Annotated in this window: 14 protein-coding genes; 11 read left to right on the top strand and 3 right to left on the bottom strand. The window is 69.2% G+C overall.

Annotation, left to right across the window (positions count from 1 at the left end):
• The 9 genes from ACJMNC_RS14245 to ACJMNC_RS14205 all read left to right on the top strand — a co-directional run.
• A partial coding sequence (locus ACJMNC_RS14245; protein ID WP_408948621.1) for a sulfatase/phosphatase domain-containing protein occupies positions 1–858 on the top strand: 858 nt, incomplete at its 5' end.
• Between the two features lie 111 nt (positions 859–969).
• Positions 970–1770 carry a trehalose 2-sulfotransferase gene (stf0, locus tag ACJMNC_RS14240; protein WP_408948620.1) on the top strand — a complete coding sequence of 267 codons (801 nt, stop codon included), beginning with the start codon at positions 970–972 and terminating at the stop codon, positions 1768–1770.
• Complete coding sequence (gene cysD / locus ACJMNC_RS14235; protein WP_408948619.1) at positions 1767–2699, top strand: sulfate adenylyltransferase subunit CysD; 933 nt, start codon at positions 1767–1769, stop codon at positions 2697–2699. The genes stf0 and cysD overlap by 4 nt, the downstream gene beginning before the upstream one ends.
• A complete protein-coding gene (gene cysC / locus ACJMNC_RS14230; RefSeq protein ID WP_408948618.1) occupies positions 2699–4591 on the top strand; it encodes an adenylyl-sulfate kinase in 1893 nt (630 codons plus the stop codon). The genes cysD and cysC overlap by 1 nt, the downstream gene beginning before the upstream one ends.
• A 165-nt stretch (positions 4592–4756) precedes the next feature.
• Positions 4757–5620 carry a formylglycine-generating enzyme family protein gene (locus ACJMNC_RS14225; protein WP_408948617.1) on the top strand — a complete coding sequence of 288 codons (864 nt, stop codon included), beginning with the start codon at positions 4757–4759 and terminating at the stop codon, positions 5618–5620.
• Positions 5621–5801: 181 nt separating this feature from the next.
• On the top strand, positions 5802–7310 hold the full coding sequence (locus tag ACJMNC_RS14220; RefSeq protein WP_408948616.1) for an aldehyde dehydrogenase family protein: 1509 nt from the start codon (positions 5802–5804) through the stop codon (positions 7308–7310).
• Between the two features lie 238 nt (positions 7311–7548).
• Positions 7549–8160, top strand: coding sequence for a TetR family transcriptional regulator (locus tag ACJMNC_RS14215; RefSeq protein ID WP_408948615.1), 612 nt, complete (start codon positions 7549–7551; stop codon positions 8158–8160).
• A 166-nt stretch (positions 8161–8326) separates the two neighbouring features.
• Positions 8327–9043: an ABC transporter ATP-binding protein gene (locus tag ACJMNC_RS14210; RefSeq protein WP_408948614.1), complete on the top strand. Its 717-nt coding sequence runs from the start codon at positions 8327–8329 to the stop codon at positions 9041–9043.
• 74 nt (positions 9044–9117) lie between these two features.
• On the top strand, positions 9118–10251 hold the full coding sequence (locus ACJMNC_RS14205) for a SufD family Fe-S cluster assembly protein (protein WP_408948613.1): 1134 nt from the start codon (positions 9118–9120) through the stop codon (positions 10249–10251).
• A gap of 23 nt (positions 10252–10274) precedes the next feature.
• Here ACJMNC_RS14205 and ACJMNC_RS14200 read toward each other — a convergent pair whose 3' ends face one another.
• The 3 genes from ACJMNC_RS14200 to ACJMNC_RS14190 form a co-directional block, all read right to left on the bottom strand.
• Positions 10275–11399: a class I SAM-dependent methyltransferase gene (locus ACJMNC_RS14200; RefSeq protein ID WP_408948612.1), complete on the bottom strand. Its 1125-nt coding sequence runs from the start codon at positions 11397–11399 to the stop codon at positions 10275–10277.
• 53 nt (positions 11400–11452) lie between these two features.
• Positions 11453–12367, bottom strand: a complete 915-nt coding sequence (locus ACJMNC_RS14195) for an oxygenase MpaB family protein (protein ID WP_408948611.1) — start codon at positions 12365–12367, stop codon at positions 11453–11455.
• Between the two features lie 158 nt (positions 12368–12525).
• Complete coding sequence (locus ACJMNC_RS14190; protein WP_408948610.1) at positions 12526–14181, bottom strand: AMP-binding protein; 1656 nt, start codon at positions 14179–14181, stop codon at positions 12526–12528.
• Between the two features lie 146 nt (positions 14182–14327).
• Here ACJMNC_RS14190 and ACJMNC_RS14185 point away from each other — a divergent pair, with 146 nt between their 5' ends.
• A complete protein-coding gene (locus tag ACJMNC_RS14185) occupies positions 14328–14747 on the top strand; it encodes a VOC family protein (protein ID WP_408948609.1) in 420 nt (139 codons plus the stop codon).
• 14 nt (positions 14748–14761) lie between these two features.
• Positions 14762–15178: VOC family protein (locus tag ACJMNC_RS14180; RefSeq protein ID WP_408948608.1), on the top strand; the 417-nt coding region annotated here is incomplete at its 3' end.

The following is a 15178-nucleotide window of genomic DNA, read 5'->3' as shown; positions in this document are numbered from 1 at the left end:
GACTTCCTGCCGGACAGCGACGACGTCCGCGCGGACCTGAGCGGACTGCACGGGAGCATCGCCAAAGCCGATGCCGCGGTGGGCCGGCTGGTCGCGACGGTCGACGAGCTGGGCCTGGGGGAGAACACCTGGATCATCGTCACCACCGACCACGGACTCGCCTTTCCCCGGGCCAAGTCCACGCTCTACGCCGAGGGCACCGGGATCGCACTCGTGGTGCGCCCGCCCGCCCGGCGGCACCTGCCGCCGCGGATCTACGACGAGCTCTTCTCCGGCGTCGATCTGACGCCCACGGTGCTCGACCTGCTGGGACTGCCCGTTCCGCAGGACATGGACGGCGAGTCGCACGCCGACGCGCTCGTCGACGAGGACGCCGCACCCGTCCGGGATGCGGTGTTCACCGAGAAGACGTACCACGACGCCTACGACCCGATCCGCGCCGTGCGCACCAAGCGATACAGCTACATCGAGAACTACGCCGACCGGCCCGAACTGCTGCTGCCGCTGGACATCGCCGACAGTCTGTCGGCCCGATCCCTCGATCCGCGGCGGGAAACCGCCCGGCGCGCGCCGGCGGAGCTCTACGACCTGAGATTCGATCAGACTGAACAAAAAAATCTGATCGACGATCCCGAGCACGCTCAGGTGCGCGAGTCGCTGCGCGAGCGCCTCCACCGCTGGCGGGAGGCCACCGGTGACCAGCTGCCCACCGAGGCGCAGGGAACGGCGATCGCGGACCGCTTCATGGCGGAATTCTTCGCAAACGCGCAGGAAGCGGGCCCGGACCGGGAAGCGCTCCCGTCACGGCGTCCGCTGGGTGAGGATCGTGAGCTCGCGGACGGCTACGGGCAGCCCTGACGCAGTGCCGCCGCGGCACGCACAGCCGCTGGTCCGCGTCAAGAGTTTTCCGCTGTAAGACGGAAAAACAGCAGGTCAGCGAGGCCGGTTTCGCGGACCTACGCTGGCCCGGTGACTACTCCGAACAGCTACCTGGTCTGCGCCACCCAGCGCAGCGGCAGCACGCTCCTCGTCGAGTCGCTGGCCTCGACCGGTGTCGCCGGACGCCCGAAGGAGTTCTTCCAGTACTTCTCGTCGTCGTCGCTGGCGCCGCAGCCGCGCGAGTGGTTCGCCGGCGTCGACGACCCGGAGATCCTGGCGCTGCTCGACCCCTCGGAACCCGGCACGGTCGACAGCCGTGACTTCGAGACCTGGCGCCGCGACGTCCTCGAGACCGGCCGCACGGACAACGGGGTCTGGGGCGGCAAGCTCATGTGGAACCAGTTCCCGCTCCTGGTCGCGCGGACCCGGATCGCCTCGGGGTCGTCCCGGGGTGCAGTCGCCGAACTCCTCGGCGGCGACCCGCTGTACGTCCACGTCTACCGCGAGGACGTGGTGCCTCAGGCGGTGTCCATGTGGCGCGCCGTCCAGACCCGCGTGTGGCGCGACGGCCACGACTCCGAGTTCGACGCGCAGCGTGATGCGCAGGCCGAATACAACGCGCGGGGCATCGCCCACCTGGCCGGAATCCTGCGCGAGCAGGAGCGCCAGTGGCGGCACTGGTTCGCCGCCGAGGGGATCCGCCCGGTGGAAGTGGGCTTCCGCCGGCTCACCCGGGACTCCACCGCGGTCACCGCAGAGGTCCTCGGACTGCTCGGCCAGGACCCCGCGCTCGCTCCGCCTCCGCCTCTCAAACCGCAGTCCAACGGCCGATCGCGGGAGTGGGTCGAGCGGTACCGCCACGACGCCGAGAAGAACGGATATCCACGATGACCATCACCGAGAACGACCGTGTCAGCGGCCTGCGCGTCCTCGAAGCCGAGGCGGTGCACATCATCCGCGAAGTGGTCGCCGAACTCGAGCGGCCGGTGCTGCTGTTCTCCGGCGGCAAGGATTCCATCGTCCTGCTCCGGCTCGCCGAGAAGGCCTTCCGCCCGCACCCGCTGCCGTTCCCGATCCTGCACGTGGACACCGGGCACAACTTCGACGAGGTCATCGAGTTCCGTGATCGCCGGGTCGCCCCCACTCCGGACAACCCCGCCGGAATCAAGCTCCTGGTGGCGTCGGTTCCCGAGGCCATCGAGTCCGGGCGGATCGCCGAATCCGACGATCCCAGCGGCTCGCGCAACCGTCTGCAGACGCGGGTGCTGCTCGACGCCCTCGAGGAGCACGGCTTCGACGCCGCGTTCGGCGGTGCCCGCCGGGACGAGGACCGGGCGCGGGCCAAGGAGCGGGTCTTCAGCTTCCGCGACGAATTCGGCCAGTGGGATCCGCGCGCCCAGCGCGCCGAACCGTGGTCGCTCTACAACGGCCGGATCCGGCGCGGCGAGTCGGTGCGGGTGTTCCCGCTGTCGAACTGGACCGAGACCGACATCTGGCAGTACATCGCCCTCGAGGACCTCGACCTGCCGCCGATCTACTTCGCGGCGCAGCGTCAGGTCTTCGATCGCGACGGCATCCTGCTGGCCGTGTCGGAGTACTCGCAGCCCGGACCCGGCGACCAGGTGAGCACCGAATCGGTCCGGTACCGCACGGTGGGCGACCTGACCATCACCGGAGCGGTGCGCTCGACGGCCTCGACCATCCCGGAGATCATCGCCGAGATCAGCGCCGCGACCGTCTCCGAGCGCGGCGAGACCCGGGCCGATGACCGGACCTCGGCGGCCGCCATGGAAGACCGCAAACGAGAGGGCTACTTCTGATGACCGCGCTCACCAACGACCAGCAGATCCTGCGGATCGCCACCGCGGGCAGCGTCGACGACGGCAAGTCGACGCTGATCGGCCGGCTGCTCCACGACACCGGCAGCCTCGCGACCGACCATCTGGCCGGCGTCACCTCCGAGGACGGGGAAGTGGACCTCGCGGCGCTCTCGGACGGCCTGCGCGCCGAACGTGAGCAGGGCATCACCATCGACGTCGCCTATCGCTTCTTCTCCAGTCCGACCCGCCACTACGTGCTCGCCGACACCCCCGGCCACGAGCGGTACACGCGCAACACCTTCACCGGTGCCTCGAATGCGCATGTCGCGATCCTGCTGGTGGACGCACGCAACGGCGTGCAGCGCCAGACCCGCCGGCACGCGCGGATCGCGACCCTGGTCGGGGTGCCGACGGTGATCGCGGCGGTCAACAAACTCGACCTGGTCGGCTACTCGCAGGAGCGCTTCGACCAGCTGCAGGCCGAGCTCGACGAGCTGGCCGTCCAGCTCGGGCTCACCGGCGGCATCGAGGCCTTCCCGCTCGCCGCCAAGAGCGGTGACAACGTGGTCCACCGCTCGGCTCACACCCCGTGGTACACGGGTCCGACGCTGCTGGAGTACCTGGAGGCGGTGGAGCTGCACGCACCCGATCCGGAACCGGACGAGCTGAGGCTGCCGATCCAGTGGGTGTCCCGGCCGGGGGCCGACGACCGGCGGACCTACACCGGCCGCCTCGCCGCGGGCACGCTCGCGGTGGGCGATCCCGTCCGGGTGCTGCCCTCCGGTTCCACCAGCACGGTGGCCTCGCTCGACACCCTCGACGAGGGGCGGACCACGGCGGTGGCGCCGCTGTCGGTCTCGGTCACCCTGGCCGACGACATCGACGTCGCCCGCGGTGATCTGCTGGTCAGCGGCCGGCCCACAGCGCATCTGCCGGTCTCGGCCCGCGAACTCAGCGCGACCGTCTGCTGGCTGTCCGATCATCCGCTGCGCGCCGGTGACCGGGTCCTGCTCAAGCAGGGCACCCGCACCGTCCGGGCGACGGTCCAGTCGCTCGAGCGGCGGCTGGATCCGGAGTCGCTGCTCGAGGTGGTCGGTCCCGGCGAGCTGGTGCTCAACGACATCGGCACCGTGGAACTGCGGACCTCGACGATCGTCGTCGCCGATCCCTACCGGCTGCACCGCGACACCGGCAGTTTCATCCTGATCGACGAGGCGACCAACGAGACGGTCGGTGCAGGCACCGTGCTCGAACCGCGGGAAGTGGTGCCGGGCAAGGCCGAACGCACCGACATCAAATGGCATCCGAGTGCACTCAGCCGCTCCGAGCGCTGGACCAAGACGGGCCAGCGGGGTGCGACGGTGTGGCTCACCGGCCTGCCCGCCTCGGGCAAGTCGACGGTGGCGGTGGCTCTCGAGCGTGCACTGGTGAACCGGCGCCGCGTCGCCTACCTGCTCGACGGGGACAACATCCGGCACGGCATCTCCGACGACCTCGGCTTCTCGCCGGGCGACCGGGCCGAGAACATCCGCCGGGTGGGGCACCTGGCCCGGCTGTTCGCCGATGCCGGCGTCGTGGCGATCGCGTCGATGGTCTCCCCGCTGCGCTCGGACCGGGAGATCGCCCGGACGCTGCACGAGGCCGCCGAGGTGGACTTCCTCGAAGTGCACGTCAGCACCCCGATCAGCGAGTGCGAGCGGCGCGATCCGAAGGGCCTCTACGCCCGGGCGCGGCGCGGTCAGCTCAGCGGCCTGACCGGGGTGGACGCCCCCTACGAGAAGCCCCTCGATCCGGACCTGAGATTTGACACCACCGGTGCCCGGATCGACGATCTGGTGGCGCAGATCGTGGCCGAGCTCGTCGACCGCGGGGTGCTCGACGCGGATCGCTAGTGCGGACGGATAGTTGCGGACGGATTGTGCAGATGGACGGGACAGATGGATAGCGAAGGGGTGGACGGCTCTGGGGCGGATGGCTCTGGGGCGTGCTGCCATCCCGGCCGCCGCGGAGACGACGGGCCGGGGCCGGCGGATTTCCGGTCTGCGGACGATCTGTCGGTGGATGCTCCTGGTGCAGAACGCATCCGGCTGACCGGCGGCGGCTTCGCCATGGGCGACGCCGTCGGGGAGGGGTACCCGGCCGACGGCGAGGTCCCCGTGCACCCGGTGGTGCTCTCGCCGTTCGACGTCGACGCCACCGCGGTGACCAATGCCGAGTTCGCGGCCTTCGTGGCGGCGACCGGCTATGTCACCGACGCGCAGCGTTACGGGTCATCGGCCGTCTTCGGTCTGCTGGTGCCGCCGGAGGTGCCTCAGGCCCCGCTCGCCGCGACGCCGTGGTGGTCGGAGGTCCCCGGGGCGTACTGGCGGGCCCCGTTCGGACCGGGCAGCGGCATCGACGATCGGCACGACCATCCCGTCGTGCATGTCAGCGCGCACGACGCCCAGGCCTATTGCACGTGGGCCGGGCGTGCGCTGCCCACCGAGGCGCAGTGGGAGTACGCGGCGCGGGGCGGCCTCGAGGGGGCGCGCTTCCCCTGGGGTGACGCGCCGCCGACCGGCGAACGCGTCAACATCTTCCGCGGCGGCTTCCCGGATGCGCCCACCGAACCGGTGGGCACCCGCCCGGTGCGGACCTTCCGGCCCAACGGCTACGGGCTCTTCCAGACGGTGGGCAACGTCTGGGAGTGGTGCGCCGACCGGTACAGCGCCCGGACCTACGCGCGGGCGGCGGCGGGCCCGCCGGCGACGGACCCGGCGGGCCCGGACGCCGGGCGTTCGCGCGTGCTCCGCGGCGGCAGCTATCTGTGCCACGACTCGTACTGCCGGCGCTATCGGGTCGCGGCGCGTTCGCACAACACCCCGGCCACCTCCACCGGCAACATCGGTTTCCGCACCGTGTCACCGCCGGCCCCGCATTGAGCCGTAGCCGCCGCGGCGCCGGAACGATTCCCGGCCGTCGGGGACTGCCGGTATCTGCAGGGTGAGGGTAGGCTCGCAGCCGAGCCGCCCTGTGACACGGACCACGGGATGGCGTAATATTGACACAATCCCGAGAATTCGTCTCTCGGGTGGGATCAGCGACGAACAGCGGAGGCGCACCATGACCAAGCCTGCAGATGTGACCGTGCGAGCCGGCGACAAGGTGTCGTCCGAGTCGCACTCCCTGACCGAGCTCCTGGAGATCCAGCGCGCGGCCTTCCTCCGCGACGGCATCCCCGACGCCAAGACCCGGATGGACCGGATCAACCGGCTGTCCCAGCTGCTGCTGGACAACGCCGACGAGATCACCGCCGCCCTCGACGAGGACTTCGGCAGCCGCCCGCGGGAGCTCTCGGTGGCCACCGACGTCGCCGGCTGCATGATCGACCTCGCCCATCAGCGCAAGCACGCCGCCGAGTGGATGAAGGAGACCAACGTCGCCAAGGTGCAGGGGCTGCTCGGCTACAAGCAGCGGCTGCGGCACGACCCGCTCGGCGTGGTGGGCGTGATGGGGCCCTGGAACTTCCCGCTGCAGCTGACCTTCGTGCCGGCCGGCTCGGCCTTCGCCGCCGGCAACCGGGTGCTCATGCGCCCGTCGTCGATCACCGCCAAGACCACCGAGGTGATCGCCCGGGTGGCTCCGGACTACTTCTCCATCGAAGAACTCGCCGTGGTGACCAGCAAGCACGGCGGTGGCGCCGACTTCGCCAAACTGCCGGTGGACCACATGTTCTTCACCGGCTCGCCGGAGGTCGGGGCCTCGGTGGCGCAGGAGGCGGCCAAGAATCTAGTGCCGGTCACCCTGGAGCTGGGCGGCAAGAACCCGTCGATCGTCGACGTGGACGCCGACATCACCGAGGCGGCCAACCTGATGGCCGATGCCCGGATGATCAACGGCGGCCAGGTGTGCCTGTGCCCGGACTACGTCTTCGTCCCCGAGTCCAAGGTCGGCGAGTTCACCGACAAGGTCATCGCCCGGTGGACCAAGAACTACCCGACGATCGCCGCCAACCCGCAGTTCACCTCGACCATCAACGAGAAGAACTACACCCGGATCGTCGGCCTGATCGACGACGCCGTCGAGCTCGGCGCCACCAAGCATCAGGTGATCCCGGCCGGCGAGCAGCTGCCCGACGCCCAGGCCCGCAAGATTCCGCCGACGGTGCTCACCGGGGTCAAGGCCGGTATGAAGATCGAGGAGGACGAGGTCTTCGGTCCGGTGCTGACGGTCTACCCGTACCGGGAGCTGTCCGAGGCCGTCGACAAGATCAACTCCGCCGGGCATCCGCTGACTCTGTACTGGATCGGCAAGGACAACGAGAACCTGAAGTACATCGCCGACAACACCCGTTCCGGCTCGATCAGCGGCAACGACTTCGCGCTGCATCTGCTCTCCGGCGGGCTGCCGTTCGGCGGGGTCGGCCGCTCGGGCATGGGCAGCTACCACGGCCGCTTCGGCTTCGAGACCTTCAGCCACGCCCGGGCGGTGACCGTCTCGACCATGCCGATCAAGTTCGCGGAGATCGTCAGTGCGCCGTTCACCAAGAGCGATGTGCGGCTGACCGACATGCAGCTGAAGCTGTGGCGCTTCGTCAACGCCCGCGCGGCGAAGAAGATCGCCAAGCGCTGATCACCGGCCCTCCCGCAGTGCCCCGGTGACCGTCGGGTCACCGGGGCACTGCGCTGTCGGGGCGATGCCGCGCCGTGCTGTGCGTCGGGGAGGATGGGCGGAGAACTTCGGCACTCAAGTGTGGCTCAGGTGCGCACTCCAGTGCCGAAATCTCCCGGCGACGGGGGAAGTGCGGCGGTGACCGGGCATCGGGCAAAGCAAGCACTTGGTAGGCTCGGGAGTCGACCAGGAGGATCGTGTGCCGTCGAAGACCAAAGTCACCGCACCGCGTTCGGGGCCGTCGCGCCGCGACGAACTGCTCGCGATCGCCGGTGGACTCTTCGCTGAACGCGGACTGCGCTCGACCACGGTCCGCGACATCGCCGACACGGCCGGCATCCTCTCCGGCAGCCTGTACCATCACTTCGACTCCAAGGAGTCGATGGTCGACGAGCTCCTCCGCGAATTCCTCGACGGACTCTTCGCCCGGTACCGGGAGATCGCTGCGGCCGGCCTGAACGCCGCCGACACCCTGCGGCAGCTGGTGGTGGCCTCCTTCGAGGCGATCGACGCCCGGCACACCGCAGTGGCCATCTACCAGAACGAGGCGCGCCACCTCTCCGGGCAGGAGCGCTTCGCCTACATCGACGAGCTCAACGCCGAATTCCGCGAACTCTGGGAGTCGGTGCTGCGCCGCGGTGTGGCCGAAGGCGACTTCCGGCCCGACCTGGACATCGATCTGGTCTACCGCTTCCTCCGCGACACCGTCTGGGTGGCGGTGCGCTGGTATCGCCCGGGCGGACCGAAGACCGTCGACGATGTGGCCCAGCAGTATCTCTCCGTGGTGCTCGACGGGCTGCTTCCGCGCTGACGGGCGGCGCCGGGGACGAAGGTCCTGACTTTCTGATCGTCCTCGAAGTTAGGGAAACCTAAGCCTACGGTGGAAGGGGAGGGCGATCAGATCTCCCTCCCCCAGATAGGCACAGGTGGCCTGACAGTTCTTTCCTGCCGGTCGCCGGACGATCGAGAGGCTCGACATGAGCGATTCTCCACTTCTGCAACTCGACGCGGTCTCCGTGGAGGTGGCCGGGAAGACCGTCTGCCGCGACGTCTCCCTGACGATCGACGAGGGCGAGACCCACATCCTGCTGGGGCCCAATGCCTCCGGGAAGTCGTCATTGCTCAATGCCGTCATGGGGACCGGCCCGTTCACCATCGCCTCCGGAACGGTCCGGCTGCGCGGGACCGACATCACCGACGCCGACGTGACCGAACGCGCCCGGCTGGGCCTGGGCATCGCCACTCAGCATCCGCCGGGGCTGCCCGGCGTGACCGTCGGCAAACTCGCCCACGCGATGGCTGCCGATGACCGGCTGGCACAGGCGGCGTCCACCCTGAAGCTCGATGCCCTGATCCCGCGGGATGTGAACGTCGGTTTCTCCGGCGGAGAGGTCAAGCGCTGGGAGGTCTGCAAACTCCTGCTGCAGCAGCCGACCATGTGTCTGTTCGACGAACCCGAATCCGGGGTCGACCTCGAGCACGTTGCGGTCGTCGGCCGGGCGGTCTCCGAACTCATGTGCACGCCGGCCCCGGACGGCGGTGGACGAGGCGCACTGGTCATCACCCACACCGGCTTCATCCTCGACTACGTGGACACCGCCCGCGGCCACCTGATGGTCGACGGCCGGCTGGTCGAGAGCGGAGACGCGCGCACGATGTTCGAGAAGATCCGGCGCACCGGCTTCGCTGCGTGAGAACACCCGGTCTGCAGTCCGAACCATCTGTGCCGCAACAGGATCACCATTCAATAGAAGAGGCGTACCACGACATGACCACCACAATCTCCGACCTCGTACCGATCGACGGACTGGGGCAGGACTCCGTCACCGGTGACCTCCTCGCAAGCGTCGGTTATGCACCCGAAACCGAGGTCGCCGCCACCAGCATCATGGTGGACCACCACTACGAGCGGTCGGTGTCACATGACGACCGGGTGGTCGTCATGCCGATCTCCGATGCCCTCGTCACCTATCCCTGGCTGCAGGGGCTGCTGTTCTCGCTGATCGACCCGACCTCCGACGAGACGCTGCGCCGGGCATTCGACTCCACGCTGCGTCCGCTGGGAACTTTCACCTGGGTCAAGCCCGGCGCCAAGCTCGACAAGCCGCTGCAGTCGTTCAGCTTCATGACCGTTCCGCAGGAGCGTCAGTTCTCGCACGATGTCACCGTCATCGGCGAGGGCGCCGTGGTGGACTGTCTCAGTGGTGACGGGGTCACCCCGGCACTCACCCACGGCAAGCACGTCTCCGTGTCGGAGACCTTCGTCGGCAAGAATGCGCAGCTCCGGTCACTGACCGTCGAGCGCTTCGGCCGGGAGATGGATGTGCACAGCTACAGCGCCACCCGCCTCGACGAGGGCGCAGTCAGCAGCAGTGTGTCCGTCGCGGTGTCCGGGGTCGCCGATCACGTGGCCGTCTCCCGCAGTGAACTGGCCGCCGGCGCCAAGGAATCCGCGCACAGTGTGGTCTTCGCGCCGCAGGGCACGCACAGGGAGATGATCAGCGTCATCGATCTGCAGGGGAAGGGCGCCCAGTCCGAGCAGGTGGCCCGGATGGTCTCCGACGGAGGCGAGATCGTCAACGAGACCACGCTGATCGGCAGCGCCGACGGGGTGAGCGGTTTCCTCGAATGCGACGGCCTGATGCTCTCCCCGCACGGCTGCATCGACTCCGTGCCGGCACTCAAGGCCCGCACCGACCAGGCGCAGCTCTCCCACGAGGCCAGCGTGGGCATGGTCGATGCGGCCAAGCTCGACTACCTGATGGCCACCGGGATGGACGACGACGCCGCCCGCGATCTGATCGTGCAGGGCTTCCTCGATCTGGACGAGCAGGAGCTACCGGCGTCGCTCCGCTCGGCTGTCACGGATCTGGTCACCGCCGCCCGTGCCGCCGAGATGTGATGGCGCAGTAGGTCTGTGGCCCATCAGGCGCGAGTGGAGGCGGTGACGGTGAACTTGGCGTTCCGGGCGATCTGAGCGGTCGGTCCGACGTGCCGCTCGAGTGCGCTGCGGTAGCGCAGATGCGAGTTCCACACGCACCACAGCCGGCCGCCGGGGGCCAGCGCCCGGGCAGCGTCGTCGAACAGGGTTCGCGCGATGTGCGTGGTGACGGCGGCGTCGTCGTGGAACGGCGGGTTCAGCAGAATCAGTGCCTGCGAGCCATCCGGGAACTGCTCGAGGCCGTCGGCGCGGTGTACGGTCACCCGATCGCCGACTCCGTTCGCCTCGGCCGTGGCCCGCGCCGACCGGACTGCAGCCGCGCTGCGGTCACAGGCGTCGACTCGGATCTGCTTGTCCCGCAAAGCCAGCCAAGCGGCGATCACACCGCTGCCGCAGGCCAGATCGACGGCATGGCCGACACTCGGCGCCTGATCGAGGTGCGCCAGCAGGAAGCGGGTGCCGATGTCGATGCCGGTCCCGGCGAACACGCCCCCGTGCGCGGCCACCGTCAGTCCGGCGTCCCCCGTTCCCAGATCACCGTGCCGACGGGTGTGCGGCCACTGCGTGAGCAGTTCCCGGGAGCGCTCGGAGTGCGGACCGGAGGCGGTCAGCACGCGTGACTTCTGGCGCGCGTGACTGACGTCGACCCGCTCGAAGACCTCGCGCAGGACGTCGTTCATGGTCACCGACATGTGCTTGATGCGGCCACCGGCGACGACGCGCACCTCGGGGGCGCTGTGGGCGGCGATCAATTGTGCCACCTCGGCGAGCCGGTCGAGGGAGCGCGGCAGCCGGAGCAGCACCACCCGGGCGCCGTCGAGCAGCTCGCGGCCGAGGGGCAGCGAGGTGAACTCCGGGGAGGTGAGTAGCGCAGTGTCGCCGGCTGATCCGGCGCGCTCGGCGAGTGATCGCTCGCCGGTGATCAGATCCTGATGGACGCGCACCGTGCGCGCACCCGCCCGCAGGGCGCCGACGGTCAGGGCGCCGTCGACGTCGTCGATCACCACCACGGTGCCGGGCGGTGCGCCGCCGAGGAGGCCGGCGGCCTCGTCGAGGATCAGCCGGTCGGCCGCATCGCCGAGGGCCGCCGCACCGGAGCCGTCATTCATGCAGGACAGGCTACCGGGCGCGGCGCACTCGGGGGCTGGGGTGCTCGGCGCGGTCAGCCGTTGTGGATGCGCCGCGGGTCCACGCCCGTGCGTTCCCAGCCCTGCGCCGCGTACTTGGTGTACAGCCATCGGACCGGCAGACGGTTGATGACCGGATTCAGCCCGCGCATGATCGCGGTGAAGCGGTCGAATCGCTTCTGCTGCTTGGGAGTCCAGTCCAGCTCGCACACATCACGCATCTGCGGGGGCAGAGTGCCGACGACCACTGTGCGCAAGGCCGCATTCAGTGGCGTGGACAGCACCTTCCACACCGGCGCCGGGATCTCCTTGGGGCCGGGGACGCCCTTCCGGAGGTAGCCGGTGGCGTAGACGATGGTCTTGGTGGGCACGAACCGGTCGAGCATGGATTCCCAGTACTCGCGGAACTCGGCGTAGGTCTGCGGCTCGTTGCGGTTGCTCACCCCGTACATGGCGTACCAGTTCTTCGACTCCTGGAAGATCTGTTCCTTCTCCGACTCGCTGAGCCGGCGGATGAAGGTGTCGGTGGTGTAGAGCACCTGGTCGACGAAGGTGGCGTGCGCCCAGTAGAACAGCTCCGGGTTCAGCGCGTGATAGCGCGAGCCGTCGGACTCGATGGTGCCCTTGATCGGCTTGTGGAAGTCGCGCACCCTGCGGCCCCAGGCGTGCGGGTCGGCGCTGTAGACGGTGTTCATGATCGGCGGCACCGTGCGCCGGGCCCGGCCGGCGAAGTCGGAGAAGATCACCGAATGATCTTCGACGCCCTTCGCGAGCTGTTCGATGCAGTTCTCGGTTCCGGCGACCCGCTGGAATCCGAACAGGCCGCGGTTGTCGCCGTAGAACTTCCAGACCAGGGAGTCGGGGCCGAGCGGATGAACCCGCTCGACGTCCTCGTCGGCGACGGGCATGGGCTCGGCTTCGCGGACCGATTCGTCGAACGTGGCCGTCATCGTCACGCCTCCTGACACAAATTGGCAGATTTGTTTCTTTCAAAAGACACTAGCACGCAGATTTGTGTCAGAGAAGGTGAAACCGGAAGGCTCCGGCGATCCGCGGCGAGACGGGTGGTCCCCGGACGCCGTGCCGGGTCGGGCCGTGGCCGGATTCCTCACCCGGCGGTGCCGCCGGCCACCGCTTCGATCCAGGCCCGGGTCACCTTTCCGGTACTGGTGCGCACCACCTCGTCGACCACGAAGACCTCCCGCGGCACCCGGGACCGGGACAGTTCCCGGCCGACGAACTCGCGTACGGTCTCGGCGGTCACCGCTGCGCCCGGTGCGGGCGCCACCACCGCCGACAGACGCTGACCGAAGTCCTCGTCGGCCACGGTGAAGACCGTCGCGTCGGCGATCTGCGGATGTCGCTGCAGGGCCAGCTCCACCTCTTCGGGGTAGACGTTCTCGCCGCCCGAGACGATCATGCCGTCCGCGCGGCCCTGCACGTAGAGCCGCCCGTCCCGGTCGAGGTAGCCGGTGTCGCCGGTGCGGGTCAGGCCGCCGATGCTCTCCTTGGCGGTGCCATCGGTGTACGACGACATCTGGGCCCGGGTGCGCACGTAGATCTCGCCGGAGGCGCCCGGGGCGGCGGGCCTTCCGTCCACCAGGATCGCCACCGTGACGCCCAGCGGCGGCGAACCGGCACAGGTGGGATCGAGGGCGAGGTCGTCCGGGGTGGCGATGGTGATGTACGACAGCTCGGTGGCGCCGTACAGGTTGTGCAGCACGTGACCGAAGATCCCGGTGAGCTCCCGGACGAGAGTCGGTTCGAGCCGGGCGCCCCCGGAGCCGACGATGCGCAGCCGTCCGGCGAGCGGCTCGAGGACCGGGGCAGGCAGATCCATGACGCGTTTGAGCATCGTCGGCACCGCGATGAAGACCGTGCAGCGGTGTTCGAGCATCGAGTCGACGGCGCGCCGGGCGTCGAAGCGTCCGTCGAAGACCAGAGTGGCTCCGGACAGCAGGCCGACCAGCGTGGCGATCAGGCCCCAGCCGTGAAAGGCCGGCGGCGCCAGATAGATGACGTCGCTGCGCCGCAACGGAATCTTCTCCAGCAGCCCGGCCAGGGTGGACATCAGGGTCCGCTGCGAGTCGCGCCGGGCCGCCCCGCGCGGCACCCCGGAACTGCCGCTGGTGAGGATCACCATCTCGGGTGTGCCGGTTGCCGTGGGCGGGACCGCGCTGCTCGAGGCGGCCAGCAGCCCGGCGAAGGTCTCCCGGTCGGGGTCCCCGTCGCCGGTCTTCATCAGGATCCGGCGGCAGTCGCCGGCGGCGCCGTCGATCCGTTCGCTGAACTCGGCGTCGTGCAGGATCACGTCGATCTGCTCGCGCCGGCAGACGGTCTCGAGCTGGCGCAGCCCCATGTCGGTGTTGAGGAAGACCAGCCGGACGTCCGACGAGAGGGCGCCGAGCAGGGCGATGACCACCGGCGCACTGTTGCGGCACATCACCCCGATGGTGAGCCGGCGGGGTGCGGCGTGTGCGCCGAGTTCGCCGAGGGCGTTGACCCAGCGCCGGTTCTGTTCGGCGAGCTGCGCATAGGTCAGCGGTGTCGAGTCGTCGATCAGGGCGATGTCGTCACCGAAGCGGGCGGCGAGGACCTCGGTGATCGCCGCCCCGCCGCCGGTCCTCGCGGCCCTGGCCACGCCGATCAGTTCGCCGGGGCCGGGAAGCACGCCGGCCCTTCCGAGCCGGACCGCCGCTCGCAGCTCGAGGGAGACCTCGGCGGCGGTGGAGGCGAGGGTGCGGCGGAGTTGAGCGACGGGCATGAGGTCTCTCTCTGTCGACGGACACGGCATTGGAACAATAACTGAATTTCATTCCAAATTGCGATGACCGATCAGTTTCCGCAACCGCGGCAGTCAATACTCATGACGGCAACGACAAGCGCTGCCGCGGCACGAAGGAGACGACCATGAGCGAGACCATCGCAACGTATATCGCGCTGCCGGGAACGGCGGCCGAGGCTTTCGAGCACTGGCACGAGGTGCTCGGCGGTGAGCTGAATCTGATGCGCTACGGCGACATGGACATGCCGGACATGCCCTTCGAGCCGGATCCGCAGACGGTGGCGCACGCGGTGCTCACCACACCGGGCGGGGTGATCGCCGGTGCGGACTCGATGGATCCGGGCACCGACTATCCGATCCGGGGCAGTGCGTACTCGCTGCTCTACACCGCCGAGTCCGTCGACCGGGCCCGGCAGATCATCGACGCCTTCGTCGCCGGCGGCGGTGAGGTGGCCATGGAATTCGGGCAGGCGCCGTGGGGCGGCTGGTACGGCAATCTCTTCGACCGGTTCGGCGTCATGTGGGCGCTGTCCGTGGACGCCTGAGGGGAGTGGGGACGATGAAGCACGCGATGATCTTCGTGAATCTGCCGGTCGCCGACCTGGCGGCTTCCCGGGCCTTCTTCGAGGCACTCGGCTACACCTTCGACGAGCGGTTCAGCGACGAGAACGCCGCCGGGCTGATCCTCGGTGACACCCAGGTGGCCATGCTGCTGCGGCGCGACTTCTACCAGACCTTCGTGCCGGATAAGCAGGTCGCCGATGCGCGGTCGGCCAGCGAGGTCCTGGTCTGTCTGTCCGCGGAGAGCCGGGACGAGGTGGACGCGCTGGCCGATGGCGCGGTGGCGGCGGGAGCGAGCGCGGGACGGACCGAAGACCACGGGCGCGGCGTCGTCGTACCGGTGGACCCACAGTGGCTCCTAGTCGGGCCGCCGCAAGAGCAGCGACTTGGCGAGCAGCTTCCACATCGGCTCACG

This window comes from Gordonia sp. VNK21 (genome assembly GCF_046098115.1).
Lineage (GTDB): Bacteria > Actinomycetota > Actinomycetes > Mycobacteriales > Mycobacteriaceae > Gordonia.
This window is presented reverse-complemented; position numbering and strand designations above follow the sequence as displayed.

What these genes read in the sequence shown, in the direction of transcription:
- cysD (WP_408948619.1), top strand. Translation starts at nt 1,767, where the DNA reads ATGACCATCACCGAGAACGACCGTGTCAGCGGCCTGCGCGTCCTCGAA.
- cysC (WP_408948618.1), top strand. Translation starts at nt 2,699, where the DNA reads ATGACCGCGCTCACCAACGACCAGCAGATCCTGCGGATCGCCACCGCG.
- ACJMNC_RS14220 (WP_408948616.1), top strand. Translation starts at nt 5,802, where the DNA reads ATGACCAAGCCTGCAGATGTGACCGTGCGAGCCGGCGACAAGGTGTCG.
- ACJMNC_RS14210 (WP_408948614.1), top strand. Translation starts at nt 8,327, where the DNA reads ATGAGCGATTCTCCACTTCTGCAACTCGACGCGGTCTCCGTGGAGGTG.
- ACJMNC_RS14205 (WP_408948613.1), top strand. Translation starts at nt 9,118, where the DNA reads ATGACCACCACAATCTCCGACCTCGTACCGATCGACGGACTGGGGCAG.
- ACJMNC_RS14200 (WP_408948612.1), bottom strand. Translation starts at nt 11,399, where the DNA reads ATGAATGACGGCTCCGGTGCGGCGGCCCTCGGCGATGCGGCCGACCGG.
- ACJMNC_RS14195 (WP_408948611.1), bottom strand. Translation starts at nt 12,367, where the DNA reads ATGACGGCCACGTTCGACGAATCGGTCCGCGAAGCCGAGCCCATGCCC.
- ACJMNC_RS14190 (WP_408948610.1), bottom strand. Translation starts at nt 14,181, where the DNA reads ATGCCCGTCGCTCAACTCCGCCGCACCCTCGCCTCCACCGCCGCCGAG.
- ACJMNC_RS14185 (WP_408948609.1), top strand. Translation starts at nt 14,328, where the DNA reads ATGAGCGAGACCATCGCAACGTATATCGCGCTGCCGGGAACGGCGGCC.